The organism is Stenotrophomonas sp. YJH_SMC_12-1 (assembly GCF_059370935.1).
This window is the reverse complement of the sequence record NZ_JCAFUD010000003.1, coordinates 342,158-366,765: the sequence shown is the minus strand read 5'-3', so window position 1 is coordinate 366,765 and position 24,608 is coordinate 342,158. Positions and strand designations below refer to the sequence as shown.

The 24,608-nt window shown below is 67.0% G+C and carries 21 protein-coding genes, 1 pseudogene and 1 riboswitch; of the genes and pseudogenes, 7 read left to right on the top strand and 15 right to left on the bottom strand.

Annotated features, from left to right (window positions below; genetic code table 11):
* The first annotated feature begins 9 nt into the window (after positions 1–9).
* Positions 10–93, top strand: a riboswitch (S-adenosyl-L-homocysteine riboswitch).
* A 36-nt stretch (positions 94–129) separates the two neighbouring features.
* The 3 genes from ahcY (at position 130) to AC5P8Y_RS07770 (ending at position 2,781) form a co-directional block, all read left to right on the top strand.
* A complete protein-coding gene (gene ahcY, locus AC5P8Y_RS07780) occupies positions 130–1,575 on the top strand; it encodes an adenosylhomocysteinase (RefSeq protein WP_033834449.1) in 1,446 nt (481 codons plus the stop codon).
* A gap of 247 nt (positions 1,576–1,822) precedes the next feature.
* Positions 1,823–2,296 (top strand): Cys-tRNA(Pro) deacylase, encoded by a 474-nt coding sequence (ybaK, locus tag AC5P8Y_RS07775; RefSeq protein WP_033834448.1) that lies wholly within the window; start codon positions 1,823–1,825, stop codon positions 2,294–2,296.
* Complete coding sequence (locus AC5P8Y_RS07770; RefSeq protein WP_033834447.1) at positions 2,296–2,781, top strand: hypothetical protein; 486 nt, start codon at positions 2,296–2,298, stop codon at positions 2,779–2,781. The genes ybaK and AC5P8Y_RS07770 overlap by 1 nt, the downstream gene beginning before the upstream one ends.
* A gap of 75 nt (positions 2,782–2,856) precedes the next feature.
* On the opposite strand, the gene AC5P8Y_RS07765 is transcribed toward AC5P8Y_RS07770, so the two are convergent.
* A complete protein-coding gene (locus tag AC5P8Y_RS07765) occupies positions 2,857–3,414 on the bottom strand; it encodes a DUF3228 family protein (protein ID WP_033834446.1) in 558 nt (185 codons plus the stop codon).
* Between the two features lie 137 nt (positions 3,415–3,551).
* Here AC5P8Y_RS07765 and AC5P8Y_RS07760 point away from each other — a divergent pair, with 137 nt between their 5' ends.
* A complete protein-coding gene (locus AC5P8Y_RS07760; RefSeq protein ID WP_033834445.1) occupies positions 3,552–5,069 on the top strand; it encodes an amidohydrolase family protein in 1,518 nt (505 codons plus the stop codon).
* Positions 5,070–5,075: 6 nt separating this feature from the next.
* Here the strand turns inward: AC5P8Y_RS07760 and AC5P8Y_RS07755 are convergent, their stop codons facing one another.
* Genes AC5P8Y_RS07755 through AC5P8Y_RS07745 form a run of 3 tightly spaced genes read right to left on the bottom strand, consistent with a single transcriptional unit; the run spans position 5,076 to position 7,801 of the window.
* The gene (locus tag AC5P8Y_RS07755; RefSeq protein WP_111173357.1) at positions 5,076–5,807 is read right to left on the bottom strand and encodes a LytR/AlgR family response regulator transcription factor; all 732 of its coding nucleotides are present in this window, start codon (positions 5,805–5,807) and stop codon (positions 5,076–5,078) included.
* A complete protein-coding gene (locus tag AC5P8Y_RS07750; protein WP_033834461.1) occupies positions 5,804–6,850 on the bottom strand; it encodes a sensor histidine kinase in 1,047 nt (348 codons plus the stop codon). The genes AC5P8Y_RS07755 and AC5P8Y_RS07750 overlap by 4 nt, the downstream gene beginning before the upstream one ends.
* 24 nt (positions 6,851–6,874) lie before the next feature.
* Complete coding sequence (locus AC5P8Y_RS07745) at positions 6,875–7,801, bottom strand: alpha/beta fold hydrolase (RefSeq protein WP_033834443.1); 927 nt, start codon at positions 7,799–7,801, stop codon at positions 6,875–6,877.
* Between the two features lie 203 nt (positions 7,802–8,004).
* On the opposite strand from AC5P8Y_RS07745, the gene metF reads away from it, so the two are divergent.
* Both metF and AC5P8Y_RS07735 read left to right on the top strand, forming a co-directional pair.
* Positions 8,005–8,832 (top strand): methylenetetrahydrofolate reductase [NAD(P)H], encoded by an 828-nt coding sequence (gene metF, locus AC5P8Y_RS07740; RefSeq protein WP_033834442.1) that lies wholly within the window; start codon positions 8,005–8,007, stop codon positions 8,830–8,832.
* A 40-nt stretch (positions 8,833–8,872) separates the two neighbouring features.
* On the top strand, positions 8,873–9,457 hold the full coding sequence (locus AC5P8Y_RS07735; protein ID WP_033834441.1) for a DUF4124 domain-containing protein: 585 nt from the start codon (positions 8,873–8,875) through the stop codon (positions 9,455–9,457).
* A 51-nt stretch (positions 9,458–9,508) separates the two neighbouring features.
* On the opposite strand, the gene AC5P8Y_RS07730 is transcribed toward AC5P8Y_RS07735, so the two are convergent.
* The 3 genes from AC5P8Y_RS07730 to AC5P8Y_RS07720 form a co-directional block, all read right to left on the bottom strand.
* Complete coding sequence (locus AC5P8Y_RS07730) at positions 9,509–10,465, bottom strand: Nudix family hydrolase (protein WP_033834440.1); 957 nt, start codon at positions 10,463–10,465, stop codon at positions 9,509–9,511.
* Positions 10,466–10,567: 102 nt separating this feature from the next.
* Positions 10,568–13,300 (bottom strand): preprotein translocase subunit SecA, encoded by a 2,733-nt coding sequence (secA, locus tag AC5P8Y_RS07725; RefSeq protein ID WP_495201890.1) that lies wholly within the window; start codon positions 13,298–13,300, stop codon positions 10,568–10,570.
* Positions 13,301–13,578: 278 nt separating this feature from the next.
* On the bottom strand, positions 13,579–14,535 hold the full coding sequence (locus AC5P8Y_RS07720; protein ID WP_033834438.1) for a M23 family metallopeptidase: 957 nt from the start codon (positions 14,533–14,535) through the stop codon (positions 13,579–13,581).
* 12 nt (positions 14,536–14,547) lie between these two features.
* Between AC5P8Y_RS07720 and AC5P8Y_RS07715 the strand changes: the two genes are divergently transcribed.
* Positions 14,548–14,997, top strand: a complete 450-nt coding sequence (locus AC5P8Y_RS07715) for a DciA family protein (RefSeq protein ID WP_005408086.1) — start codon at positions 14,548–14,550, stop codon at positions 14,995–14,997.
* Positions 14,998–15,279: 282 nt separating this feature from the next.
* Here AC5P8Y_RS07715 and lpxC read toward each other — a convergent pair whose 3' ends face one another.
* The 8 genes and pseudogenes from lpxC to ftsW form a co-directional block, all read right to left on the bottom strand.
* Entirely contained in the window at positions 15,280–16,191 is a 912-nt protein-coding gene (gene lpxC / locus AC5P8Y_RS07710; RefSeq protein ID WP_005408085.1) for a UDP-3-O-acyl-N-acetylglucosamine deacetylase, read from the bottom strand.
* 192 nt (positions 16,192–16,383) lie between these two features.
* Positions 16,384–17,619, bottom strand: a complete 1,236-nt coding sequence (gene ftsZ / locus AC5P8Y_RS07705; protein ID WP_495201889.1) for a cell division protein FtsZ — start codon at positions 17,617–17,619, stop codon at positions 16,384–16,386.
* A gap of 170 nt (positions 17,620–17,789) precedes the next feature.
* Entirely contained in the window at positions 17,790–19,025 is a 1,236-nt protein-coding gene (gene ftsA, locus AC5P8Y_RS07700; protein ID WP_005408083.1) for a cell division protein FtsA, read from the bottom strand.
* 68 nt (positions 19,026–19,093) lie between these two features.
* Positions 19,094–19,771 (bottom strand): annotated as a pseudogene (locus AC5P8Y_RS07695) (cell division protein FtsQ/DivIB); the annotation flags it as partial.
* The gene (locus AC5P8Y_RS07690) at positions 19,768–20,730 is read right to left on the bottom strand and encodes a D-alanine--D-alanine ligase (protein WP_049402364.1); all 963 of its coding nucleotides are present in this window, start codon (positions 20,728–20,730) and stop codon (positions 19,768–19,770) included. The pseudogene AC5P8Y_RS07695 and the gene AC5P8Y_RS07690, both read right to left, overlap by 4 nt.
* Positions 20,727–22,163, bottom strand: a complete 1,437-nt coding sequence (murC, locus tag AC5P8Y_RS07685; RefSeq protein WP_005408080.1) for a UDP-N-acetylmuramate--L-alanine ligase — start codon at positions 22,161–22,163, stop codon at positions 20,727–20,729. Before murC ends, AC5P8Y_RS07690 begins: the two co-directional genes overlap by 4 nt.
* Positions 22,164–22,203: 40 nt before the next feature.
* Entirely contained in the window at positions 22,204–23,292 is a 1,089-nt protein-coding gene (gene murG, locus AC5P8Y_RS07680; protein WP_033834435.1) for an undecaprenyldiphospho-muramoylpentapeptide beta-N-acetylglucosaminyltransferase, read from the bottom strand.
* Positions 23,289–24,608, bottom strand: a complete 1,320-nt coding sequence (ftsW, locus tag AC5P8Y_RS07675) for a putative lipid II flippase FtsW (protein ID WP_049433197.1) — start codon at positions 24,606–24,608, stop codon at positions 23,289–23,291. The genes murG and ftsW overlap by 4 nt, the downstream gene beginning before the upstream one ends.

Sequence of the window (24,608 nt, the reverse complement as noted above, 5' to 3'; positions counted from 1 at the left end):
GGGTTCTCCCCTGCCGAGGGGCGCTGCGACCGGATCCCACGAGGCCCGGCCAGGCTCGGTAAGGTGGCTTTGTAACAACGGCGCCCGGCTAGATGCGAGCATCCGCTCGTCCACAACCGGAGCACACGAATGAACGCTGTTGCCAAGACCTTCTCCACCGAAGGTGACTACAAGATCCGCGATATCACGCTGGCCGACTGGGGCCGCAAGGAACTGGACATCGCCGAGCACGAAATGCCGGGCCTGATGTCGATCCGCCGCAAGTACCAGGCCGAGCTGCCGCTGAAGGGCGTGCGCGTGACCGGGTCGCTGCACATGACCATCCAGACCGCGGTGCTGATCGAGACCCTGAAGGACATCGGCGCCGACGTGCGCTGGGCCTCGTGCAACATCTTCTCGACCCAGGACCACGCGGCCGCCGCCATTGCCGCCACCGGCACCCCGGTGTTTGCCTGGAAGGGCGAGACCCTGGAAGAGTACTGGGACTGCACCCTGGACGCGCTGACCTTCACCCTGGCCGATGGCACCCTGACCGGCCCGGAGCTGGTGGTGGACGACGGCGGTGACGTGACCCTGCTGATCCACAAGGGCTACGAGCTGGAAAATGGCAGCGACTGGGTCAACACCGCCTCCGCCTCGCACGAAGAACAGGTCATCAAGAACCTGCTCAAGCGCGTGGCCAAGGAGCGCCCCGGTTACTGGGGCCGCGTGGTCAAGGACTGGAAGGGTGTCTCCGAGGAGACCACCACCGGCGTGCACCGCCTGTACCAGCTGGCCCAGGCCGGCACCCTGCTGATCCCGGCGATCAACGTCAACGACTCGGTCACCAAGAGCAAGTTCGACAACCTGTACGGCTGCCGCGAGTCGCTGGCCGACGGCCTGAAGCGCGCGATGGACGTGATGCTGGCCGGCAAGGTGGCCGTGGTCTGCGGCTACGGCGACGTCGGCAAGGGCTGCGCGGCCTCGCTGCGTGCCTACGGTGCGCGCGTGATTGTCACCGAGATCGACCCGATCTGCGCCCTGCAGGCGGCGATGGAAGGCTATGAAGTCAACACCATCGAATCGACCCTGGGCCGTGCCGACCTGTACGTCACCACCACCGGCAACCGCGACATCATCCGCATCGAGCACCTGAGCGCGATGAAGGACCAGGCCATCGTCTGCAACATCGGCCACTTCGACAACGAGATCCAGGTCGACGCACTGGTGTCCTACCCGGGCATCAAGCACGTCAACATCAAGCCGCAGGTGGACAAGTACATCTTCCCGAACGGCAACGCGATCTTCCTGCTGGCCGAAGGCCGCCTGGTGAACCTGGGCTGCGCCACCGGCCACCCGAGCTTCGTGATGTCCAACAGCTTCGCCAACCAGACCCTGGCACAGATCGACCTGTGGGCGAACAAGGACAGCTACGAGAAGAAGGTCTACCTGCTGCCGAAGAAGCTGGACGAAGAAGTGGCGCGTCTGCACCTGGAGAAGATCGGCGTGAAGCTGACCACCCTGAGCCAGGAACAGGCCGACTACATCGGCGTGCCGGTGGAAGGCCCGTTCAAGCCGGACCACTACCGCTACTGATGCCTGCGGGGTGCCGGCCAGCGGCGGGCACCACCGGCGTAAACGGGGTCAGATCCCTTTCCGCAGGAAAGGGCTCTGACCCCGGCAACAGATGCAGACAGAACGGGCGCCTTCGGGCGTCCGTTCTGCGTTTGCGTGTGGTCGTACACCCCGCATCCAGTCCCCACGGTAGATCCACGCCATGCGTGGATGTTCCGGCAGTAGCTTCGGTCAAGGCAACGCGCCCAGCGCGCGCTACGATGCCTACATGACCCCGGCCATCAACCTGCTCAAGCGCGAGAAGATCGCCCACACCGTGCGCAGCTACGTGCATGACGCCCACGCCGAATCGTATGGCGGCGAAGCTGTCGACAAGCTCGGCCTCGATCCGGCCCAGGTGTTCAAGACCCTGCTGGCCAGCACCGAGGCACACGAACTGCTGGTGGCAATCGTGCCGGTGGCCGGCCAGCTGGACCTGAAGGCACTGGCCGAAGCCGCCGGCTGCAAGAAGTGCGAGATGGCTGCTGCTGACGCCGCGCAGCGCGCAACCGGTTACCTGGTGGGTGGCATCAGCCCGCTCGGGCAGAAGAAGCGCCTGCGCACCTTCCTGGACGCCAGTGCCGAAGCGCTGCCCAGGCTGCATGTCAGCGCCGGTCGCCGTGGCCTGGAAGTGGAACTGGCACCCACCGACCTGCTGCGCCTCACCGCCGGCCACTACGCTGCCATCGGCAAGTCACGCTGATGCGCTGGCCGTGGTCTGCAGCGCCGATTCCCCGGCTCGACGATGCACAGGCCGATGTGCTGCTGCAGGACCTGTTGTCGCGCGACGCAACACGCATCACCGATGCCGCCCGCGTTGTCGCACGACTGTTCAGTGCCTCATCGTTGGACGCGTTGAGCGCACATGTGGATCTGATCGAACAACGCTGCCAGGGCATCGCGCTTGGCGGCATGCTGATCAGCAACCAGGCGTATCTGAAGGCCGCCCTGCGTCGGCTGCGTTACTGGCGTGCACGCGAGGGTTGCCTGTGCGCGCTCAACCCCGGCTACCCGTTCTTCGATCCCCGTCGCCTGATTGAACAAGGACAGATGCAGCTGCTCTCGGTGGAAGAGGCTGAGGGCTGCTGGGGCGACTGCCACACCGTCGCCTGCACGCAATGCGGCCAGCATTGGCAGGCCATCGACCGCGAGTACCATTACCCGTGGTGGGAATGGAAAGCTGCCTGAAGGCCAAGCGGCCACGCATGGCGTGGCTCTACTGTGGTCCGCACATTCACGCGATGCGTGGATGACAAATGTTGCTCACGGCCGCCAGTTCGCGTTGTTCTCCCAGAACTCGACGGAACGCCGGTAGGCTTCGCGGTCCAGCGGCACGCCGGATCCGCCCTCGTCCACGCCCAGCGCATTGCGCATCATCGTGATCGGTGCCATCGGTACCTCTTCCGGTTCGGCGGTGTAGATGCAGCCGACGATGCCCCAGTCGGCCTCGATCGGCGAGCCTTCCCTGGCCAGCTGCCCGGCGCTGTACAGGATCACCACCAGGTAGTTCGCACGCGGTGATTCCACGCCCTCGAACCAGCGCACCAGCACCGGTAGTTCCTCACGGTTGCGCGCTTCGTAACCACTGCGCAGCAGGTGGCGGTTGGCCTCGGTGATCGGTACGGTCAGGCAGCGCGTGCTGGTCCAGTTCTCGTAGACGAACAGCTTGCAGAACGGGGCGTAGCCGTCGAGTACCTTCAGTGGCGCATGCGCATTGAGATGTGCCTCGAACTGCTCGGCAGTGCAGTCCTGGATGGTGTTGCCACGCGGCACGCGCGGGAACAGGCGGGGACGGGCGAAATCGGTGAGGACGATGGACATGGCGCGGGTGTGATCAGGAGTTCTGCTGCACAGGGTAACCGCCCCGGAGGCAGACAGGGCCGGATGCCGATGGTCACTGGCGCCAGCGTCCCGCTTGCAGCACCCTGCGGGCGACCCACTACAAGGATCGCCGGCTCATGGATGCAGCATGCGCATTGCCCCGTTCCGCCCACCGTCGGCAGTGGCCGATCGTACTGGTCATCCTCCTGCTGGCGCCGCCATTGCTGTTCGCCGCCGCTCTGCTCTGGCCGCTGTCGGCTCCGCCGTTGCCCGAGCCGGGCAACAGCCGCGTGATCGTCAACGCGCGGGTGGTGGACGTGGCGCGCGGCCAGGTCAGCGAACCCACCACCGTGACAGTGCGCCACGGCACCATCACTGCCATTGGGGAAGATCCGCAGGACGCGCGGCTTCCCGTGCTCGACGCCGGCGGCCGCTGGCTGCTGCCCGGTTTCTGGGACATGCACACCCATGCACTGCAATTGTCGCCGCAGCTGCAGTTCCCGCTGATGCTGGCCAACGGCATCACCGGCACCCGCGACATGATGGACTGCCCGCAGACCACCGATCCGCTGATCGCCTGCGTGGCCGACAAGCGCCGCTGGACCGCACAGGCCATTGCCGGGCAGCAGGTTGCACCGCGCTTCGTACAGATCGCCAGTTTCTACTTCGAAGATCCGTCACTCGCGCCGGAGGCTGCAGCTGCGCGTGCACGGACGTACAGCGCGCGCGGGGTCGACGCGTTGAAGGTCTACAACCGGCTGCGTGCGGACACCTATCAGCGGCTGGCCACCGAGGCGCAGCAGCTGCGCCGTCCGTTGGTCGGCCACCTGCCCAAGGCGGTGCCTCTGGACGACGCGGTGCAGGCGGGCCAGCGCAGCTTCGAGCACGCCCATCTGTTCGTGCGCCACTGCTTCGACAACGCGGCGGCATGGCGCGGTGGCGCGCTCGACGGCGAAGACCCGATCGTACTGGCCGAACGCATGGTTGCCAGCTATCAGCCCACGCTCTGCAACAAGGCGTTCGCTTTGATGCAGGCCAGCGGTGCCGCGTTCGTACCGACCCATGTCACCCGCGAAGAAGATGCACGCGCAAGCGACCCCGCCTTCGTCGACGATCCGCGCCTGGCCTATCTGGACCCGCTTTCACGCTGGGCGTGGCGTGATGACCTGCAGGCCACCGCAGCGCGCTATCCCGGCCGACGCGGCCAAGACGCACTGAAGACCTACTTCGAGCATGGCCTGGCTCTCACCGGTGCGGCCCATCGTGCCGGCGTCACCGTGCTGGTCGGCACCGACACCGGATTGGGCGGCTTCCGCTACCACGATGAACTGCAGTGGCTGCGACAGGCCGGCCTGAGCCAGGCCGACGTGCTGCGCGCAGCTACGCTGCAGGCCGCACGTCATCTGCAACGGCAGGCATCGCATGGAAGCGTCGAGGTCGGCAAAGCCGCAGACCTGGTGCTGCTTGATGGCAACCCGCTGCACGACATCGCCAATACCCGCCGCGTGCATGCCGTGCTGCTGGCCGGCCACCTCTATGACCGCCCGCGGCTGGATGCGCTACAGACTTATGCGCGCAGGCAGGCACGCTCGCCCGCAGTGATGGCACGCCTGCTGTGGGGATTCATCACCAGCCCGGTCAGTGCCGAGCTGTAGCGGCAGCTACAACGCCATCCGCTCGCGCAGTTCACGTGCCTGCCGCCGCGATACCTCCACCTCGCTGCCGTCGTCCAGCGCCAGATCGTAGCCATCTGCAATGCTGGGCGTCACGCCACGAATGCGGCGCAGGTTGACCAGCGTGTTGCGGTTGGCGCGGAAGAACAACTCCGGCGGCAGGCGTGCTTCCAGCGCGCTCAGGCTGCGGGTCAGCAGGGCGTTCTGGTCGCGGAACCATAGCCGTGTGTAGTTGCCATCCACCACCAGCCGACGGATCTCCGAGACCGCGACGAACCAGCAGCGTTCGCCCTCGCGCACGAACACCTGGTCCTGCGCGCCCAGCGTGCTGCGCGGCTCCGGCGTTTCGCCCGCCACCACCTCGCGCCGGCGCGCCCGCTGCAACGCTTCCAGCAAGCGCGGCGCCTCGACCGGCTTCACCAGATAGTCCAGCGCATTGGCCTGGAACGCGCGCACCGCGTAGGTGTCGTAGGCGGTAACGAAGACCACCGCCGGCACCGTCTCCAGCCCATCCAGCACATCGAAGCCGCTGCCGGAGGGCATCTGCACATCCAGCAGCACCAGGTCCGGGGCCAGTGTGGCGATCGCCTCGCGTGCAGCGGGCACATCGTCGGCCTCGCCCACGCACTGCACCCACGGCAGCGCCGACAACAGCGTGCGCAGCTCCTGGCGCGCCAGCCGTGCATCATCAACGATCAACACACGCAGCACGCCACTCATTGCGGAATCTCCAGCAGGGCCTGCATGCGGTCGCCGACCGGCTGCAGGGTGAAACGACCCTGCGTGCCGAGCTGCGCACGCAGGTAGGCAAGGCCAACGCCATGGCCATGGGTGGGCTCGTTGGCGCTGCCCAGCGGATTGTCCACCTGCAGGCGCAGCACGTCATTGTCCAGCGTGGCACGGATCTGCACCTCACCGCCGCCCGGGCGGCTGGCGATGCCATGCTTGATCGCATTCTCCACCAGCAGCTGCAGCGCCATCGCCGGCAGCTGTGCCTGCAGGGCATCGGCATCAATGTGCTGGCTTACCTGCAGGCGCTGTTCGAAGTGGACTGCCTCGATGGCCAGGTAGTCGTCCACGACCACCAGTTCCTCGGCCAGGGTGACCTGCTCGCTGCGGTTGTGTGCCAGCGCCTGGCGCAGCGTGCGCGACAGGCGGGTGACCATGTCGCGCGCACGCTCCGGGTCTTCCAGGATCAGCGCGCGCAGGTTGTTCAGCGCATTGAACATGAAATGCGGGTTGAGCCGTGCACGCAGTGCATCGCGCTCCAGCGCGCTGCGCTCGGCCTCGGCACGCAGGCGCGCCAGTTCCGCACTGCGTATCCGGCGCAGGCTGTGCAGGCCTGCCCAGAGCGCTGCCCACAGGGCCAGCATCACCGCAGTGGTGTACCAGTAGAGCAGCAGCGCCTTGGGGCTGAAGTCGGCCGTCTGCCGCCCCAGGCTCACCCAGTTCCAGGCCAGCGCTGAGTGCAGCGCGATGTTCACCAGCAGCTGCGCCACTGCCGCGCCCAATGCCACCGACAGCGCCAGCCGCAGCAACAGCCCGGCCGTGCCGCGCGCCCACCAGTCGGCACGCAGCGCCAGCGCGCGGATGGCACCGCTGCACCCGAACAGGGCCAACGCCAGTCCCAGCGTGATCAACACGCCTGCGCTTCCGGCATCGCTGAAATAGGCCTGGCGCAGGCCGATTCCGGCAACACCATAGAGCGCCCACACCAGCGCATTGAGCAGCCAGAAGCGTACCGTCGAGGAGGAATCCGGCATGTCCATTCCGAGGCGTGTTGAAACTCAGTGGTGGTGGTCGAGGAAGGCCTGCACCTGACCGCGCAGCCAGCGCGGATCATCCCACATCAGGAAGTGGAAACCCTGCGCGCTCATCGCGATCTGCACGCCCTGCAGTTTCGCGTACTGCGCCTGGAACACCGCGCGCGTGCTGTCCTCGGTGCCGCCCATCGGCTGGTAGCCGGCCCAGCTGCCCAGCACCAGCGTCGGTGCGGTGATCGAGGCGATGCTGTCACGCAGGTCGGTGGCCATCACCGCATGCATGGCGTCAGCGGTGGTCTGGCGGTCGCTGGCTTCGCCCCAGCGCCCCAGCTCGGCCTGCCGCTGCGGATCGCGGGTCATGCCCGGCAGGGCGGCCTTCAGCTGCGCCTGCCACTGCGCGGCATCGGCGGCGAGCATGCCCTTGCGCAGCTGGTCAGCCATTGGCCGCACGCTGTCTGCGGTGGCGTTCGGGTCACGCGCCGCCGGCAGGAACGGCAATGCGTCGACCACCACCAGCGCACTGACTGCCTTCGGCTCGGCCTGCGCCACCTGCAGCCCCAGCAGGCCGCCAAGACTGTGGCCGATCACCACCACCGGGCCCAGCTGTTGGTCATGCAGGTAGGCAAGCAGCTGCCCGCGCATGGCCGGCAGGAATTCGGCCGGGCGCGGGTCGGCTGGCGCAGCGCCGGCAAAGCCCGGCAGCTGCACCAGATGGCACTGCACGTCCTTCAGCGCCAGGCAGGTCTCGCGCCAGACCTCGGCGCTGCTGTTCAGGCCGGGGATCATCAGCAGCGGACGGCCCTTGCCGACCACCTCGACCTGCACCTTGCCGGTGCCGGTGGCGGCCGCCGCATGCGCCGAGCCGGAACCGAGCACGGCCATCGCCATGCCGATCATCGCCAGCCGGGCCAGGGCCTTCATTGCGTACCAGAGTGCCAGGAAGATCTTCATCGTCTGCTCCTTCATTGGGTGGGTGGTGCCGGGATGGGAGCAGCGTGGGCCTGGCGGAGGCACCCCGGTTGCGATTTCGGAGCAGCGGCCGCACGGCGGGGCGAACGGTCGCGGGCCGGGGACGGCGGGCTCTCACGCAATCTTCAAGCATCCATCTTGATGAAGAGATATAATGCTTCACACCGACCGCCGCCATCCGCGCCATGACCGCCATCAGCTTCGAGTTCTATCCGCCCAAGACCGACGAACAGCGCAGCCAGCTGGACCGTGCCGCGGCCAAGCTGAAGGACTACGCCCCCGAATACGTGTCGTGTACCTTCGGCGCCGGTGGCTCGACCCTGAGCTACACCTCCGAGACCGTGCGCCACCTCAACCAGCACCATGGCTTCGATGCCGCGCCGCACCTGTCGTGCGTGGGCGGCACCCGCCAGGAGATCCGCGAACTGCTCAAGCTGTACCGCGCCATCGGCTGCCGTCGTCTGGTCGCGCTGCGCGGTGACCTTCCCTCGGGCATGGGCTTCCCCGGCGACATGCGCTACGCCGCCGAGCTGATCGACTTCATCCGCACCGAGCACGGCGATGCGTTCCACATCGAAGTGGGCGCGTATCCGGAAACGCATCCGCAGGCGACCGATGCGCTGGCTGACCTGAAGCACTTCAAGGCCAAGATCGATGCCGGTGCCGATGCGGCGATCACCCAGTACTTCTTCAACCCGGATGCCTACTTCCACTTCGTCGATGAAGTGCGCCGGCTCGGCGTGCAGGTGCCGATCACGCCCGGCATCATGCCGATCGCCAACTTCAGCCAGCTGCGCCGCTTCTCCGAGCAGTGCGGCGCGGAAATACCGCGCTGGATCGGCCGCAAGATGCAGGCCTACGGCGATGACGCCGAGTCGGTACGTGCATTCGGCACGGAAGTGGTGGCCCGGCTGTGCCAGCGCCTGATCGAAGGCGGCGCGCCCGGCCTGCACTTCTACACCTTGAACCTGGCCAAGCCGACCACGTCGGTGCTGAAGCTGCTGCAGGGCTGAAAGCACGCCATGCGGACCGGATCGGCGCTACCCTGCGAGGATGATCCGGCTTTCCTTCCTGCTGTTGCTGCTGCCGCTATGCGTGCTGTCGAGCGTCGCCCACGCACAGTCCACGCGCCTGAACCGCTGCACCGATGCGCAGGGCCAGAGCGTGTATACCGACCGGCCCTGCGACAGCGTGGGTGCACGGTCACGGCTGCCGCCGCCCTCCCCGGCCGGCAATACCGCAGCGCGCGACACGCTGGGTGCACGCTGCCCGCGCCGGCTGAGCGAGCTCGTGGACGCATTGCGCAACGGCATCCTCAGCAACGACGTCAATCGGCTGTCTTCACTGTACCTGTGGGGCTCGGTGTCCGACGCGGGCGCGCAGCGCATCCTCGGCCAACTGGAATCGTTGGCGCGGCGGCCGTTGGTGGACGTGGTGCCGGTGTATCCCTCGCAGGCGCTGCCGCTATCGCAGGATGAAGGTCAGAGCCCTGCTGCGCAGGGGTCCGACCCTGAGCCGCCGGCCGTGCGCCATCCGGTCGGCCTGCGCCTGGAGCAGACGTTGCCGGGCAGCGTGGCGCGCGCTTCGACGGTGCTGGGGTTGCGGCGGCAATATGGTTGTTTCTGGATCACGCTGTGATCGGGAGGGGTCAGAGCCCTGCTGCGCAGGGATCTGACCCCGCATGCCGGCTCACTCTGGCCACAGCCCGCGAATGGCGGCGATGCCCTGCCCGCCATGGCGACGCGCTTCGGCGACGTGACCGCGGCCCATGCCGCCCAGCGCATAGATCGGCAGTGACACCTGCGCGCGCAGCTCGGCGAACGCGTCCCAGCCCAGCGGCACCGCGTCCGGATGGCTGGCCGTGGCCTGCACCGGGCCCAGCACGGCGAAGTCGCAGCCCAGCTGCTGTGCGGCCTGCAGCTGCTGCAGGTCGTGGCAGGATGCGGCCACCAGCTGGCCTTCGGGAAGTGGACGCTGCGACAGTTCCTGCAACTGCTCGCTGCCCAGGTGTACGCCCACGCCCAACGCACGCGCCAGTTCGATATCGCGATTGAGCAGCCACTGCACCCCGCTGCGACGATGCGCGCGCACGGCCTGTTCGACCATCGCCTGCCGCTGCGGATGCGCCGTCGGCAACCGCAGCTGGATGCGCTGCTGGCCCGCGGCCACCACGCGCTGCAGCTGTTCATGCCAATGCTGCACGCCGCCCTCATCATCGGCCGGCGCCGGGGTGATCAGGTAGCTGTTGGGCTGGCGCAGCGCGGCCACCACCGGCAGATCGGCCGGTGGCATCGAATAGCGGCCCAGCTTGTCCGGCGCCACCCAGGTGATTGCCTGGCCCTCCCGCCCACGCGGTGTCCCCTTCCAGCTGCGCACGTGGCGCACCTCCAGGGTCAGGTGCTTGTCCGGATAGCGCTGCGGCACATCCATCAGCCACTCGCCGACATCGGCCTCGATGCCCAGTTCCTCGCGCAGCTCGCGCACCAGCGCCTGTTCGGAGGTCTCGCCGGATTCGCGTTTGCCGCCGGGAAACTCCCACAGGCCGGCCATGTCGCGGTTCTCGGTACGGCGGTTGAGCAGCACGCGGCCACGGGCGTCGGTGATGACGGCGGCCACGACATGGATCGATCGGGTGGGGGAAGGCATGGGGGGAAGCATGCCCAGAACAGGGCGGCCGGCGCAATCACGGATCCGCTGCGACTCCCCTGCCACAAACGAAAAGCCCCGCTTTCGCGGGGCTCTTCGGCATCAGCTCAGCTGGCCGTGGCAGTGCTTGTACTTCTTGCCACTGCCGCACGGGCACGGATCGTTGCGGCCGATCTTCGGCTCGTCGCGCTGCATCTGCGCCACGCCCTGCTGGGCAGCCTGCACCTGCGCGGCTTCCTCGTCGGCGCTGTAGCCGCCCACGTCCTGGTGCTGGAACTGCGACTGGCTCAGGCGGGCTTCGGCCTGCTGGCGTTCGGCCGCTTCCAGCGCCTGCACTTCCTCGTCGCTGCGGATACGCACGCGCGACAGCAGGGTCACCACTTCGCGCTTGACGTTCTCCAGCATGTCCGAGAACAGCTCGAAGGCTTCCTTCTTGTATTCCTGCTTGGGCTGCTTCTGCGCGTAACCACGCAGGTAGATGCCCTGGCGCAGGTAATCCATGCGCGCCAGGTGCTCCTTCCAGCTCTGGTCCAGCACGGTCAGCATCACGTGCTTCTCCAGTGCGCGCATGGTCTCTTCGCCCACGCCGGCTTCCTTCTCGGCGAAGTGCTGGTTGACGCGTTCCTGTACCTTGGCGGCAATCGCCTCGGCATCCAGCTCCTCGTGCTCCTTGACCAGGTCAGTCAGCGACATCTGCAGGCCGAAGTCCGACTCCAGGGTCGCTTCCAGGCCACGCAGGTCCCACTGCTCGTCGATCGAGTTCGGCGGCACGAAGCGGGCCACCACGTCGAAGATCACATCGTCGCGGATGCCGTCGACGTTATCCTTCACCGACTCGGCGTCCAGCAGTTCGTCGCGCTGGGCGTAGATCACCTTGCGCTGGTCGTTGTTGACGTCGTCGAAGTCCAGCAGGTTCTTGCGGATGTCGAAGTTGTGGGCCTCGACCTTGCGCTGCGCCTTCTCGATCTGGCGGCTGACCAGGCGGTCTTCGATGACGTCGTCTTCCTTCATGCCCATCATGCGCATGGCCTTCTGCACCCAGTCGGAGGCGAAGATGCGCATCAGGTTGTCTTCCAGCGACAGGTAGAAGCGGGACGAACCCGGGTCACCCTGGCGGCCCGAACGGCCACGCAGCTGGTTGTCGATACGGCGCGATTCATGGCGCTCGGTGCCGACGATGTGCAGGCCGCCGGCAGCCTTCACTGCCTCGTGGCGCTTCTGCCATTCGGCCTTGACCGCGGCCTTCTGTTCATCGGTCGCGTCTTCGCCCAGGGCGTGGATCTCCGCTTCCAGCGAACCGCCCAGCACGATGTCGGTACCACGACCAGCCATGTTGGTGGCGATGGTCACCGCGCCCGGACGGCCGGCGTTGGCGACGATGGTCGCTTCGCGATCGTGCTGCTTGGCATTGAGCACTTCGTGCTTCACACCGGCCTTGCTCAGGTGCTCGGACAGCATTTCCGAAGTTTCAATCGAGGTGGTACCGACCAGCACCGGCTGGCCGCGCTTGGCGCACTCTTCGATGTCGGCCAGCACCGCATTGAACTTGCCCTTGCGGTTGAGGAACACCTGGTCCGGGCTGTCCTTGCGGATGGTCGGGCGGTTGGTCGGGATCACCACCACTTCCAGGCCGTAGATGCTCTGGAACTCGAAGGCTTCGGTATCGGCCGTGCCGGTCATGCCGGACAGCTTCTTGTACATGCGGAACAGGTTCTGGAAGGTGATGCTCGCCAGCGTCTGGTTCTCGCGCTGTACCGGCACGCCTTCCTTCGCTTCCACCGCCTGGTGCAGGCCATCGGACCAGCGGCGGCCGGCCAGGGTACGGCCGGTGAACTCGTCGACGATGACCACTTCGCCGTCGCGCACGATGTAGTCAACGTCACGCTGGTAGATCGCGTGCGCGCGCAGGGCGGCGTTGAGATGGTGGACCACGGTCAGGTTCTGCGCCGCGTACAGGCCTTCGGTTTCGCCGTTGAGGATGCCGGCTTCAACCAGCAGCTGCTCGGCGTGCTCCATGCCCGCTTCGGACAGGTGCACCTGCTTGCCCTTCTCGTCGACCCAGAAGTCGCCCTCGCCGTCTTCCGCTTCCTGCTTGACCAGGTGCGGCACGACGCGGTTGACACGGATGTACAGCTCCGGGGAATCGTCGGCCGGGCCGGAGATGATCAGCGGGGTACGCGCCTCGTCGATCAGGATGGAGTCGACTTCGTCGACGATGGCGTAGTGCAGGCCGCGCTGGTAGCGGTCGGCCTTGGACAGCGCCATGTTGTCGCGCAGGTAGTCGAAGCCGAATTCGTTGTTGGTGCCGTAGGTGATGTCCGCAGCATAGGCTTCGCGCTTGTCGCTGTGCGGCATGCCCGGGTAGACCACGCCCACGCTCAGGCCCAGCCAGTTGTACAGCTTGCCCATCTGCGCGGCGTCGCGGCGGGCCAGGTAGTCGTTCACGGTGACCACGTGCACGCCCTTGCCTTCCAGCGCGTTGAGATACACCGGCAGGGTCGCCACCAGGGTCTTGCCTTCACCGGTGCGCATTTCTGCGATCTTGCCCAGGTGAAGCACCATGCCGCCGATCAGCTGCACGTCGTAGTGGCGCATGCCCAGCACGCGGCGGCCGGCTTCGCGGCAGACCGCGAAGGCTTCCGGCAGCACCTTGTCCAGGGCTTCACCGTCAGCGATGCGCTGCTTGAACTCCGGCGTCTTGGCCTGAAGCTGCTCGTCGGAAAGCTTCTCGATCTCCGGCTCCAGCGCATTGATCTTGGCGACGATGCGGTTGAGCTGGCGCAGCTGTCGTTCGTTACGACTGCCAAATACGCGGGTAAGCAGGCTGTTGATCATTGAAGGAACCGGGTTGGATGGACACGACGCCCGGCCTCCCCCTTGGGATCCGTCCGCCGCAAACGAAACAGGGCGCCTGGCGCCCTGTCGATGGCAACACCCATTGTAGCTTGGGACGGGCGGCTGAGGTTTCAACCCCGAGGGGTAGTGCCGGCCGCTGGCCGGCAACCTCATGATCTTCGGCAGCGTCGCGGATTGCCGGCCAGCGGCCGGCACTACCAGATCAACCGCATCGGGTCAGAGCCCTCCCGCAGCGCGGAAGGAGTCCGACCCGGGCATCAGCCGCGGCTGACGCGGCCGACCGGCGTGTTGCCGCCGTCGCCGAGGAACTTGCGCGGGTTGACCACGTTGCCGTTCTCCCACACCTCGAAGTGCACGTGGGCGCCGGTCGAACGTCCGGTGGAACCGGCCTTGGCCACTTCCTGACCGGCACGGACCAGGTCACCGGCCTTCACCACCAGGCGCGAATTGTGCGCGTAGCGGGTGACGTAGCCATTACCGTGGTCGACATCGACCACGTTGCCGTAGCCGCCCTTCACACCGGCGAAGCTGACCACGCCCTCGGCCACGGCCATCACCGGGTCACCGACCTTGGCGTGGAAGTCCATGCCCTTGTGGGTGGCGGCACCGCGGCCGAACGGGTCGGCACGGGTGCCGAAGCCGGAGGTCACGTAGCTGTTGCGGATCGGCATGCGCGACGGCACGGCGTTCTGCTGCAGCTGGTGGTCGAACATCAGCGATTCCATCACCGACAACTGGCGGCCTGAAGCAGCGAAACGCTGCTCCAGCACCTGTAAGTCGGCGTTGACGTCCTTGACCGGGATGTCGCTGGTCGGGCCGCCGGCATCGCCGTCACCGAGGCCAGGGGTCTCGTTGAAGTCGAACTCGCCGTCTTCCAGCTTGCCCATCTGGGTCAGCCGTTCGCCAAGGGCGTTCAGGCGGGTAGCCTGCGCCTGCAGCTCGCCGAGGCGTGCCGCCAGCGCGTTGACCTGGGTCTGCGCATCGCGCTTGACCTTGGCCAGTTCCGCATCCTGGCGCTCAACCTTGGCCTGCAGCCGGGAATCATTCAGCGCGCTGGCGCCAATGCCGCCAGCAAGGCCGATAATGCAGCCTACCCCGAGCACGCTGCCCAGCAGGGCGCGGGGGCGGTCCTCGAAATAGAACCGCAAACGCGCGATCGGCGACGACTTGGCCTGTCCTTCACGCGTTTTGATTACGATCTTTTTGAATGCCATCAGTGAGTTTTCATGTCTGAGCCGAAATCCAGCGTTCGCCCCGCGTCAGTGCCGAAGCCGGCGCTGGATGCGGTGATGGCGGACAAAAGCGGGAACCCGCTGCGGCGTGCCTTGTGGCTCGACGCGCTGGACCGTCAGTTGCGCCCCCAGTTGCCGCCACCTCTGCGCAGCCGTTGCCGGCTGGCCAATGTGGACGGGGAACACCTCGTTTTTCTCGTCGAGTCCCCGGTCTGGCATGCCAAGTTGCGGCTTGCCGAAGCCCAGTTGCTCGACGCGGCCCGTTCCATCGGGCTGAAGGCCACCAGGGTGACCATCAAGACTGCGTCTCCCACTCCCACGCGCTCCCCAGCGCTCGACAACCGGAATGGACCCCACGCAGTTTCAGCCGCCACGCACAAAGGGCTACGCGACGCCTTGGCTTGCCTGCAGGACGTTCCTTCGAAGCCGAAGAAGCGGTCCTGACGACAACGGAGCATCCGGCTCCGCTCCCCGTCGCGCGTGTCACCACGGCGTGAAACATTTCGGGGGCCGGGTCGCATCCTAGCTGCCATCCGGGGGCCTGTCGTTAGATTGTTGTTAAAACTGCGTTAAATTCAGGCTTCCGATCCAACAGGTTCACAAAACCGTGACCTCGAACCGGCCTTGACGCGTGTCAAGCATGCTGAATGCGCCGAACACGCCTGAAACGACAACGCCGCCCTGGAAGGCGGCGTTTTTGTCTTTAAATTCAACAGCCTACAGAAATCAGGCGTAGGCCGGAGTGGCATATTCGACCGGATCCGGCGTCGCCGGCGAGTCGAAGCTGACCCATTCCCAGGCAGTGGCGTCGGCCATCAGCGCCCGCACCAGCTTGTTGTTGAGGGCGTGACCGGACTTGAAGCCTTCGTAGGCACCCAGCACCTGGCCACCGGCCAGGTAGAGGTCGCCGATCGCATCGAGGATCTTGTGGCGTACGAATTCGTCGGCATAGCGCAGGCCGTCTTCGTTGAGCACGCGGAACTCGTCCAGCACGATGGCGTTGTCCATCGAACCGCCCAGGCCCAGGTTGCGCTCGCGCATGTATTCCAGGTCGCGCATGAAGCCGAAGGTGCGCGCGCGGGAGATTTCCTTGGTGTAGGCCAGCGTCGAGAACTCGATTTCCTGGCGCGACTGCTTGGCCGGGATCATCGGGTGGTCGAACTGGATGGTGAAGCCCAGCTTGTAGCCCTCGTACGGGCTGAAGCGGGCCACCTTGTCGCCCTCGGTCACTTCCACGGTCTTCAGCACGCGGATGAAGCGCTTGGGCGCATCCTGTTCCACGATGCCCGCCGACTGCAGCAGGAACACGAAGGGGCCGGCCGAACCGTCCATGATCGGCAGCTCGGCCGAGGACAGTTCGACAATGATGTTGTCAACGCCCAGGCCGGCCAGCGCCGACATCAGGTGTTCGACGGTCTGGATCTTGGCGTCGTTGCAGGTCAGGCCGGTGCACAGGGTCACTTCGGTGACCAGCTCGGCCTTGGCCGGCACTTCCACCACCGGGTCCAGGTCCACGCGGCGGAACACGATGCCATGGTTGACCGGTGCCGGGCGCAGGGTCATGTAGACCTTGTCACCGCTGTGCAGGCCAACGCCGGTGGCGCGGATCGTGTTCTTGAGGGTGCGTTGCTGGATCATGGGGGATGGACCGGAAGTGACACATTAGATTAACACGCACGGTCCCCTACCCCGGCTGAAAGGCAGGCAGGACACACCGGCGCGCCAATGGGACGCACATGAAGCAGGGCGGCCGGGCCCATCCTGGCCCGGCGCCCGCGTTTTCAGGACATGGTGGCGCAACCCGGGGAGGACAACCCCGGGCCGGCCCGCTCAGTCCGCCTGGCGGCGCAGGAACGCCGGGATGTCCAGGTAATCGTTCGGCAGTTCTGCCGCGGCCGGGGCCGAAGAGGACGGCGCCGACGGGGCCGAAGCCGCCGCGGTATCGCTGCTGGCGCGACGCAGGCCCAGGCCCATGCCGCCGATGGCCTTGGACACGGCGTCGCCGCCGTTGTCGAAGTCGCCGAACTCCGGCTGGCCGGTGGTGGCGTTGCGGACCAGCTTGATCGGCGCGCGCTCGCCCGGACGCTGGGCCTTGCTGGCCGACACGCGGTTCAGGCCGGTGGCAACCACGGTCACGCGCACTTCGTCCTGCATGTCCGGGTCGAGCACGGTGCCGACCACCACGGTGGCGTCTTCCGAAGCGAAGCCGTCGATGGTGCGGCCGATCTCGTCGAACTCGGCCATGGTGAAGTCAGCACCGGCGGTGATGTTGACCAGGATGCCGTTGGCACCGGCCAGGTTCACGTCGTCCAGCAGCGGGTTCTGGATGGCCGATTCGGCAGCGGCCTGGGCGCGGTCATCGCCACGGGCAGTGCCGGTACCCATCATCGCCAGGCCCATTTCGGACATGACGGTGCGCACGTCGGCGAAGTCGACGTTGATCAGGCCCGGACGCACGATCAGGTCGGCGATGCCCTGCACGGCGCCCTGCAGCACGTCGTTGGCGGCGCGGAAGGCCTGGATCATGGTCGCATTGCGGCCCAGCACGGTGATCAGCTTCTCGTTCGGGATGGTGATCAGCGAGTCGCAGTGCTGGCTCAGTTCCTCGATGCCCTTCAGCGCCACCTGCATGCGGCGACGGCCTTCGAACGGGAACGGCTTGGTGACCACGGCCACGGTCAGGATGCCCATCTCCTTGGCCAGCTGCGCCACCACCGGTGCAGCGCCGGTGCCGGTGCCACCGCCCATGCCGGCGGTGATGAACACCATGTCCGCGCCCTGCAGGGCGTCCATGATGCGCTCACGGTCTTCCAGCGCGGCCTGGCGGCCGACTTCCGGGTTCGCGCCTGCGCCCAGGCCCTTGGTCACGTTGGTACCCAGCTGCAGCTGCAGCTTGGCACCGCAATTCTTGATGGCCTGCGAGTCGGTGTTGGCGGTGATGAATTCCACGCCGTCCACCGCCGAGTTGACCATGTGCGCCACGGCATTGCCGCCGCCGCCGCCCACGCCAACCACCTTGATCACCGCATTGGGTGCCATCTTTTCGATCAGTTCAAAATGCGCCATGTCCGTGTCCTCGTTGTATCCGCTTGTCGGTGGCATGGACGGTCGGGCCTCCTGCCTTCGCGTGTCATGTTGCCGTTGCGGCTGTGTGGGTTGTGTATTGCGTTGCTGCGTTGTGATGCGGGTACTGCAGGTGCTGCGCCGGGGTGACCCCCGGTGTTACGGGTTCCGCGTCAGAACTCGCCGCGGAACCAGGTCTTGAGTTTCTTGAACATGCTTCCGGCGCGCCCGGTCGGCAGCGACGGCCGCCGCGGGTGCTCGATCTGGCTGCCCATCAGCAGCAGGCCCACGCCGGTGGCGTGCACCGGGTTGCCGACCACTTCGCCCAGGCCGGTGACGTGCTGCGGGATGCCCACGCGCACCGGCATCTGCAGCATTTCCTCGGCCAGTTCGACCACGCCCTCCATCTTCGACGCGCCACCGGTCAGCACCATGCCGGCGCGCACCAGTTCCTCGAAGCCGGAGCGGCGCAGTTCGGCCTGCACCATCTCGAAGATTTCCTCGTAACGGCCCTGCACCGCCTGCGCCAGCGAATGGCGCGGCATGCGGCGCGGCGGACGGTCGCCCACCGACGGCACCTGGATGCTTTCCTCGGCGGTGGCCAGCTGGGCCAGGGCGCAGGCGTAGCGCACCTTGATCTGCTCGGCTTCCGGGGTGGGCGTGCGCAGCATGTGCGCGATGTCATTGGTGACGTGGTCGCCGGCGATCGGCAACGAAGCCGTGTGGCAGATCGCGCCCTGCACGAACACCGCGATGTCGGTGGTGCCGGCGCCCATGTCGACCAGCACCACGCCCAGCTCGCGTTCGTCGGCGGTCAGCACCGCAACGCTGGAGGCCAGCGAGGACAGCACCAAGTCATCCACCTGAAGGCCGCAGCGCTGCACGCACTTGCTGATGTTGGCCGCGGCCGACTGTGCGCACACCACCAGGTGCGCATGCACCTCCAGGCGCACGCCGGTCATGCCGACCGGGTTGCGGATGCCTTCCTGCGAATCGTCCAGCACGTACTCGCGCGGGATCGCGTGCAGGATCTTCTGGTCGGCCGGAATCGCCACCGCCTTGGCCGCATCGAGCACGCGATCCAGGTCGCCCCAGGTCACTTCCCCGTCGCGGATCGGCACGATGCCCGGCGAGTTCTTGCACTGCACGTGGTTGCCGGAGATCGAGGCGTACACCGAGCGGATCTCGCAGCCGGCCATCAGCTCGGCTTCTTCCACCGCGCGCTGGATCGACTGCACGGTCGATTCGATGTCCACCACCACGCCGCGCTTCAAACCGCGCGACTCGTGCGAGCCGATCCCGATCACTTCGATCGGGTTGCCCGGCGAATACTCGCCCACCAGCGCCACCACCTTGGAGGTGCCGATGTCCAGGCCAACGATCAGCGATTTGTCACCCTTGCGATTCATGTCCTTTCCTGCGTGCTTCTGGCCGGGGTCGCCGGCGTTTTCGCCGGCGTGGCCGGGGTACCCCAGCTCAGCGTGAAACCATTGGTGTAACGGAGGTCGGCGCGCTCGATCGGCGCGTCCTGACGGTTCAGCTGCGGCAGCACCTTGACGAAGCGCTGCATGCGCGAGCGCGCGTCGTCACGGCCGACCACCACTTCGGTGCCGTTGCTCAGCACCAGCGACCAGCTGCCGCGTGCATCCATCGTCACCCGGCGCACGTCGACGCCGGCCGGTGCGAACAATGCACGCGAGTCGCTGTACAGCTTCATCACTTCTTCTGTCTGGCTGTCCGGGCCATCCAGTTCGGGCAGCGCCAGGTCGGCCAGCTTCTTCGGCGTGGGGAACAACTTGCCCTGCTCGGAAACCAGGCGGTCGCTGCCCCAACGCGCGAACGGCTTGTGCTCGACCAGGGTCACCTCCAGCACGTCCGGCCACTGCTTGCGCACCTGCGCGCTTTCCACCCACGGCAGCTGTTCCAGCGCGTCCTGCGCGTCCTGCAGCTTGACCGCAAAGAAGCCGGCGCGCGCATACGGCAACAGCACCTGCTGCAGCTGTTCGGCCGGCACCCGCTTGAACTCACCATGCACGCGCAGCTTCGCCAGCGGCCAGCGCTCGGCGCCGACCCAGCCATTGACCACGGCCACCACCGGCAGTGCAACCACCGACAGCGCCAACAGCCAGACGAAGATGCGCAGCACCGCGTTCATGCGTGCGAGGCCTCCAGGGTCTGTTCCAGCACGCGCCACACCAGCTCTTCGAAGCTGATGCCGGCCTGGCCTGCGGCCTTGGGCACCAGCGAATGGCTGGTCATGCCCGGCGCGGTGTTCACTTCCAGCAGGAAGAAGCGGCCGCTGCTGCGGTCGCGCATCACGTCCACGCGGCCCCAACCACGGCAGCCAGCAGCGCGGAACGCGGCCAGCGCGATGCGGCGGATTTCCTCTTCGTCGCCACCGTCCAGGCCCGGGCACAGGTACTGGGTGTCCTCGGCGATGTACTTGGCGTTGTAGTCGTACCACTGGCCCTTGGGCACGATGCGGATCGACGGCAGCGCGACGTCGCCGAGAATGGCCACGGTCAGTTCGTCGCCGACCACCATCTGCTCCATCAGCAGCTGGCCGTCGTAGCGCGCAGCCAGGGCCACGGCCTCATCCAGGCCGGCGTCGTCGGTGACCCGGCTGATGCCCACGCTGGAGCCTTCGTTGGCCGGCTTCACCACCACCGGCAGGCCCAGCTCGGCCGCCAGTGCATGCACGTTCGATGCGTCGACCTTGCGGTATTGCGGGGTCGGCAGGCCCAGCGACAACCACACCTGCTTGGTACGGATCTTGTCCATGCTCAGCGCAGAGCCCAGCACGTCCGAGCCGGTGTACGGCACGCCGAAAGCGTCCATCAGGCCCTGCACGATGCCGTCCTCACCACCACCGTTGTGGCCGTGCAGGATGTTGAACACACGGTCGATGCCGCCGGCGGCCAGCGCCTTGGCCAGCGCCGGAATGCCATCCACCGCGAACGCATCGACACCGCGCGACTGCAGTGCTTCCAGTACGTTGCGGCCGGAATCCAGCGACACCTCGCGTTCGCTGGAAGTGCCACCGAGCAGCACGGCGACGCGACCGAATACGGCCGGGTCGGTCACGCGCAGCGGCGGGAAGGTCAGCGCGCTCACGCCTCGCCCTCCCCCTTGAAGCCTTCCACCGCGATGTGGGTAGCCACGGCGCCGATGTCGCCCGCCCCCATCATCAGCAGCAGGTCACCGTCCTGCAGCACGTCCGGCAGCACGCTGGCCAGCTCGGCGGCCTTGCCAACCACCACCGGTTCGCTGCGGCCGCGTGCGCGGATGGCGCGGGCCAGCGCATGCGAGTCGGCACCGGCAATCGGTTCCTCGCCAGCCGGGTAGACCTCGCTCAGCACCAGCGCATCGACGCTGGAAAGCACCGCGGCGAACTTGTCGAACTGGTCGCGGGTTCGGCTGTAGCGGTGCGGCTGGAAGGCCACCACCAGGCGCTTGTCGGCCCAGCCACCACGGGCGGCGGCGAACACGGCTTCCAGCTCGCTCGGGTGATGACCGTAGTCATCGATGATGCGGACCTTGGCGCCACTGGCGGTGGTCACTTCGCCCAGATCGTTGAAGCGACGGCCGACACCGGCGAAGCCTTCCAGCGCACGCGCGATGGCGTCCGGGGCCACGCCCAGCTGCCAGCCCACTGCGGCGGCGGCCAGTGCGTTGAGTACGTTGTGCCTGCCCGGCAGTGCCAGTACCACTTCCTGGCTGGTGCCCTGCGGCAGGCGCAGGGTGAAGCGCATGCGCGACCCTTCCTGCACCACGTTCTCGGCGCGCACGTCGGCCTGCGGGCTCATGCCGTAGCTCATCACGTGGCGCGGGGTCCTGGCGGCCAGCGCAGCCACTTCCGGATCGTCGATGCACAGCACCGCCAGGCCATAGAACGGCAGGCGCTGCAGGAACTCGGCGAACGCCGCCTGCACGCGGGCAAAGTCGTTGCCGTAGTTCTCCAGATGATCGGCATCGATGTTGGTGATGATCGACATCAGCGGGTTCAGGCGCAGGAAGCTGCCATCGCTTTCGTCAGCCTCGGCCACCAGCCACTGGCCACCGCCCAGCTTGGCGTTGGCGCCAGCGGCCAGCAGCTGGCCACCGATCACGAACGTCGGGTCCAGGCCACCTTCGCTCAATACCGCAGCGGTCAGGCTGGTGGTGGTGGTCTTGCCATGCGTACCGGCCACGGCGATGCCGCGACGGAAGCGCATCAGCTCGGCCAGCATGGCCGCACGCGGCATGATCGGAATGCGCTGGCTGCGCGCTTCCATCAGTTCCGGGTTGTCTTCGCGGATGGCGCTGGAGACCACCACGCAGTCGGTGCCCAGCACGTTGGCCGCCGAGTGGCCACGCATGATGCGCGCACCCAGGCTGGCCAGGCGGCGGGTCGCCACGTTGTCGGCGTTGTCCGAACCGGACACTTCATAGCCCAGCGTCAGCATCACTTCGGCGATACCGCTCATGCCGGTGCCGCCGATGCCGACGAAATGCACGCGCGGGAATGCGCGCACCAGGTCGTTGGTGTCGTGCAGGCGGCGGATCATGCGCGGCCTCGCGCAGGGCAGGCGCGCTGGCATGCCTTCTTCATACAGCTTCCTCAAGAATGATATCGGCGATGCGCTCGGCGGCATCGACCTTGGCCAAGGCACGCGCGGCTTGCGCCATCTGCATGCGGCGGGCGGGATTTTCGGACAGATCGCGCAGCAGTGAGGCAATGCCTTCGGCCAGCGTTCCGTCCTGCTTCAGCAAAACCGCCGCGCCGCGCTCGACCAGGTACTCCGCATTGCGGGTCTGGTGATCGTCGACGGCAGCGGGGAATGGCACCAGCACACTGCCGACACCGACCGCGCACAGCTCGGCCAGCGTGGACGCGCCGGAGCGGCATACGACCAGATCGGCCCAGGCAAATGCCTCGGCCATGTCGGCGATGAACGGGGTGATCTCCGCCTGCACACCAGCCTTGGCATACGCCTCGACCGCTTCGGCATGCATCTTCTCGCCGCTCTGGTGACGCACCTGCACCGGCACTGTGGCGCCCAGCGCAGCGATGGCCTGCGGCACGCCGGTATTGAGCGCGCGTGCACCCTGGCTGCCGCCCACCACCAGCACGCGCAGCGGACCCTGGCGGTCGGCGAAGCGCTGTTCCGGCGGTGCGATGGCGGCGATCTCCGCACGCACCGGGTTGCCGACAAACTCCTCGCCCTTGGCGAAGGTGCCCGGGAAGCCGGTCAGCAGACGGCGTGCATAGCGCGACAGGATGCGATTGGTCAGGCCCGGTGCGCGGTTCTGCTCATGCACGATCAGCGGCAGGCCATGCAGGCGCGTGGCCATGCCGCCGGGACCGGAGGCGAATCCACCGAAGGCCACCACCGCACGCGGCTGGCGCTTGCGGATGATCATGCCGGCCGCGCGCAGCGCGCGCATCAGCCGCCACGGCGCGCCCAGCAGGGCCAGCTTGCCCTTGCCGCGCAGGCCGGTGATGGCCAGCGTGTCGATCGGAATGTCGTGCTGCGGCACCAGACGGGTTTCCATCGCACCGTCGGCGCCCATCCAGGTGACCGGCACGCCGCGCGCGCGCAGCACGCGGGCCACGGCCAGGCCGGGGAAGATGTGACCGCCGGTACCACCGGCCAGGATCATCACAGGGCGCACGTTGTCGGTGGCTGTGCTCATGACAGCCTGCCGAAGGTCGGTTCGATGCGCGACTGCAGGCGGCTGGTGCCACGCGCAGCGTTCGCTGCAGCGGCAGCCACCGGCTCGGAGCTCATCGGTACGCTGGCGGCCACCGGCGCGGCCGGCTCGTCGCTCGGCTCGGCAGCGGCGTCTTCGCTGCCGCCGATGCGCACGGCCTGGCGGCGCTCGGCGCGCTTGAGTTCATAGGACACGCGCAGCAGCAGGCCCATCGCCACGCAGGTCATCAGCACCGACGAGCCGCCGGAAGAGATCAGCGGCAGGGTCAGGCCCTTGGTCGGCAGGATGCCCAGGTTCACGCCGATCGAAACGAAGGTCTGCATGCTGATCCACAGGCCGATGCCGAAGGCGATGTAGCCGGAGAAGTGCCGCTTCATCTCCACGCAGCGCATGCCCAGCCAGAAGGTCCGGCCGACCAGCAGCGCGTACAGGGCCACGATCACGCAGGTGCCCAGGAAGCCGAATTCCTCGGCAGTGACCGAGAAAATGAAGTCGGTATGCGCTTCGGGCAGGTAGTACAGCTTCTGCACCGAGTTGCCCAGGCCGACGCCGGTCCACTCGCCACGGCCCACCGCCATCAGCGCGTTGGACAGCTGGTAGCCGTCGCCCTGCTGGTCGGCCCATGGGTCCAGGAAGGACGTGATGCGGCGCATGCGGTACGGCTCGATGATCGCCAGTGCGCTCATGCCGACCAGGCCGATGATCACCGGCATCGACATGCGCGGCATGTTCACCCCGCCCAGCACCAGCATGCCGGCGGTGATCGCCAGCAGCAGGGTGGACGAGCCGAAGTCCGGCTGCAGCAGCAGCAGCACCACCAGCGCCCCGGCCACGCCCAGCGGCTTGAGCATCGCCGGCCAGGTCGCGTTGACCTCGTCGCGGAAACGCACCAGGTAGCTGGACAGCCAGACGATGTAGAGCACTTTCACTGCTTCGACCGTCTGGAACTTGGAGATGCCCAGGTTGATCCAGCGGCGCGCACCGTTGACGGTGCTGCCCAGGCCCGGTGCGAACACCGCCAGCAGCAGCACGAAGCAGCCCAGCAGCAGCATCTGGTTGTACTGCTCGATGGACTTCAGTTCAGTGCGGGCGGCGATGACCGCCAGCACGATACCCACCGCCAGGAAGATCAGGTGGCGGTTGAGGTAGTAGAACGGACTGCTCATCAAGGCGATCGAGCTGGACGCCACCATCACCACGCCCACGCCGGTGAGCGCGATGATCGCGCCCAGCAGCCACTTGTCGTAGCTGCCTTCGATGGCTTCAAGGCGTGTTGCCTGGCGGGACAGGTCGTTCAT

Coding starts and splice junctions, on each gene's coding strand:
- ahcY (WP_033834449.1), top strand. CDS start 130: ATGAACGCTGTTGCCAAGACCTTCTCCACCGAAGGTGACTACAAGATC.
- ybaK (WP_033834448.1), top strand. CDS start 1,823: ATGACCCCGGCCATCAACCTGCTCAAGCGCGAGAAGATCGCCCACACC.
- AC5P8Y_RS07770 (WP_033834447.1), top strand. CDS start 2,296: ATGCGCTGGCCGTGGTCTGCAGCGCCGATTCCCCGGCTCGACGATGCA.
- AC5P8Y_RS07765 (WP_033834446.1), bottom strand. CDS start 3,414: ATGTCCATCGTCCTCACCGATTTCGCCCGTCCCCGCCTGTTCCCGCGC.
- AC5P8Y_RS07760 (WP_033834445.1), top strand. CDS start 3,552: ATGGATGCAGCATGCGCATTGCCCCGTTCCGCCCACCGTCGGCAGTGG.
- AC5P8Y_RS07755 (WP_111173357.1), bottom strand. CDS start 5,807: ATGAGTGGCGTGCTGCGTGTGTTGATCGTTGATGATGCACGGCTGGCG.
- AC5P8Y_RS07750 (WP_033834461.1), bottom strand. CDS start 6,850: ATGCCGGATTCCTCCTCGACGGTACGCTTCTGGCTGCTCAATGCGCTG.
- AC5P8Y_RS07745 (WP_033834443.1), bottom strand. CDS start 7,801: ATGAAGATCTTCCTGGCACTCTGGTACGCAATGAAGGCCCTGGCCCGG.
- metF (WP_033834442.1), top strand. CDS start 8,005: ATGACCGCCATCAGCTTCGAGTTCTATCCGCCCAAGACCGACGAACAG.
- AC5P8Y_RS07735 (WP_033834441.1), top strand. CDS start 8,873: ATGATCCGGCTTTCCTTCCTGCTGTTGCTGCTGCCGCTATGCGTGCTG.
- AC5P8Y_RS07730 (WP_033834440.1), bottom strand. CDS start 10,465: ATGCCTTCCCCCACCCGATCGATCCATGTCGTGGCCGCCGTCATCACC.
- secA (WP_495201890.1), bottom strand. CDS start 13,300: ATGATCAACAGCCTGCTTACCCGCGTATTTGGCAGTCGTAACGAACGA.
- AC5P8Y_RS07720 (WP_033834438.1), bottom strand. CDS start 14,535: ATGGCATTCAAAAAGATCGTAATCAAAACGCGTGAAGGACAGGCCAAG.
- AC5P8Y_RS07715 (WP_005408086.1), top strand. CDS start 14,548: ATGTCTGAGCCGAAATCCAGCGTTCGCCCCGCGTCAGTGCCGAAGCCG.
- lpxC (WP_005408085.1), bottom strand. CDS start 16,191: ATGATCCAGCAACGCACCCTCAAGAACACGATCCGCGCCACCGGCGTT.
- ftsZ (WP_495201889.1), bottom strand. CDS start 17,619: ATGGCGCATTTTGAACTGATCGAAAAGATGGCACCCAATGCGGTGATC.
- ftsA (WP_005408083.1), bottom strand. CDS start 19,025: ATGAATCGCAAGGGTGACAAATCGCTGATCGTTGGCCTGGACATCGGC.
- murC (WP_005408080.1), bottom strand. CDS start 22,163: ATGATCCGCCGCCTGCACGACACCAACGACCTGGTGCGCGCATTCCCG.
- murG (WP_033834435.1), bottom strand. CDS start 23,292: ATGAGCACAGCCACCGACAACGTGCGCCCTGTGATGATCCTGGCCGGT.
- ftsW (WP_049433197.1), bottom strand. CDS start 24,608: ATGAACGACCTGTCCCGCCAGGCAACACGCCTTGAAGCCATCGAAGGC.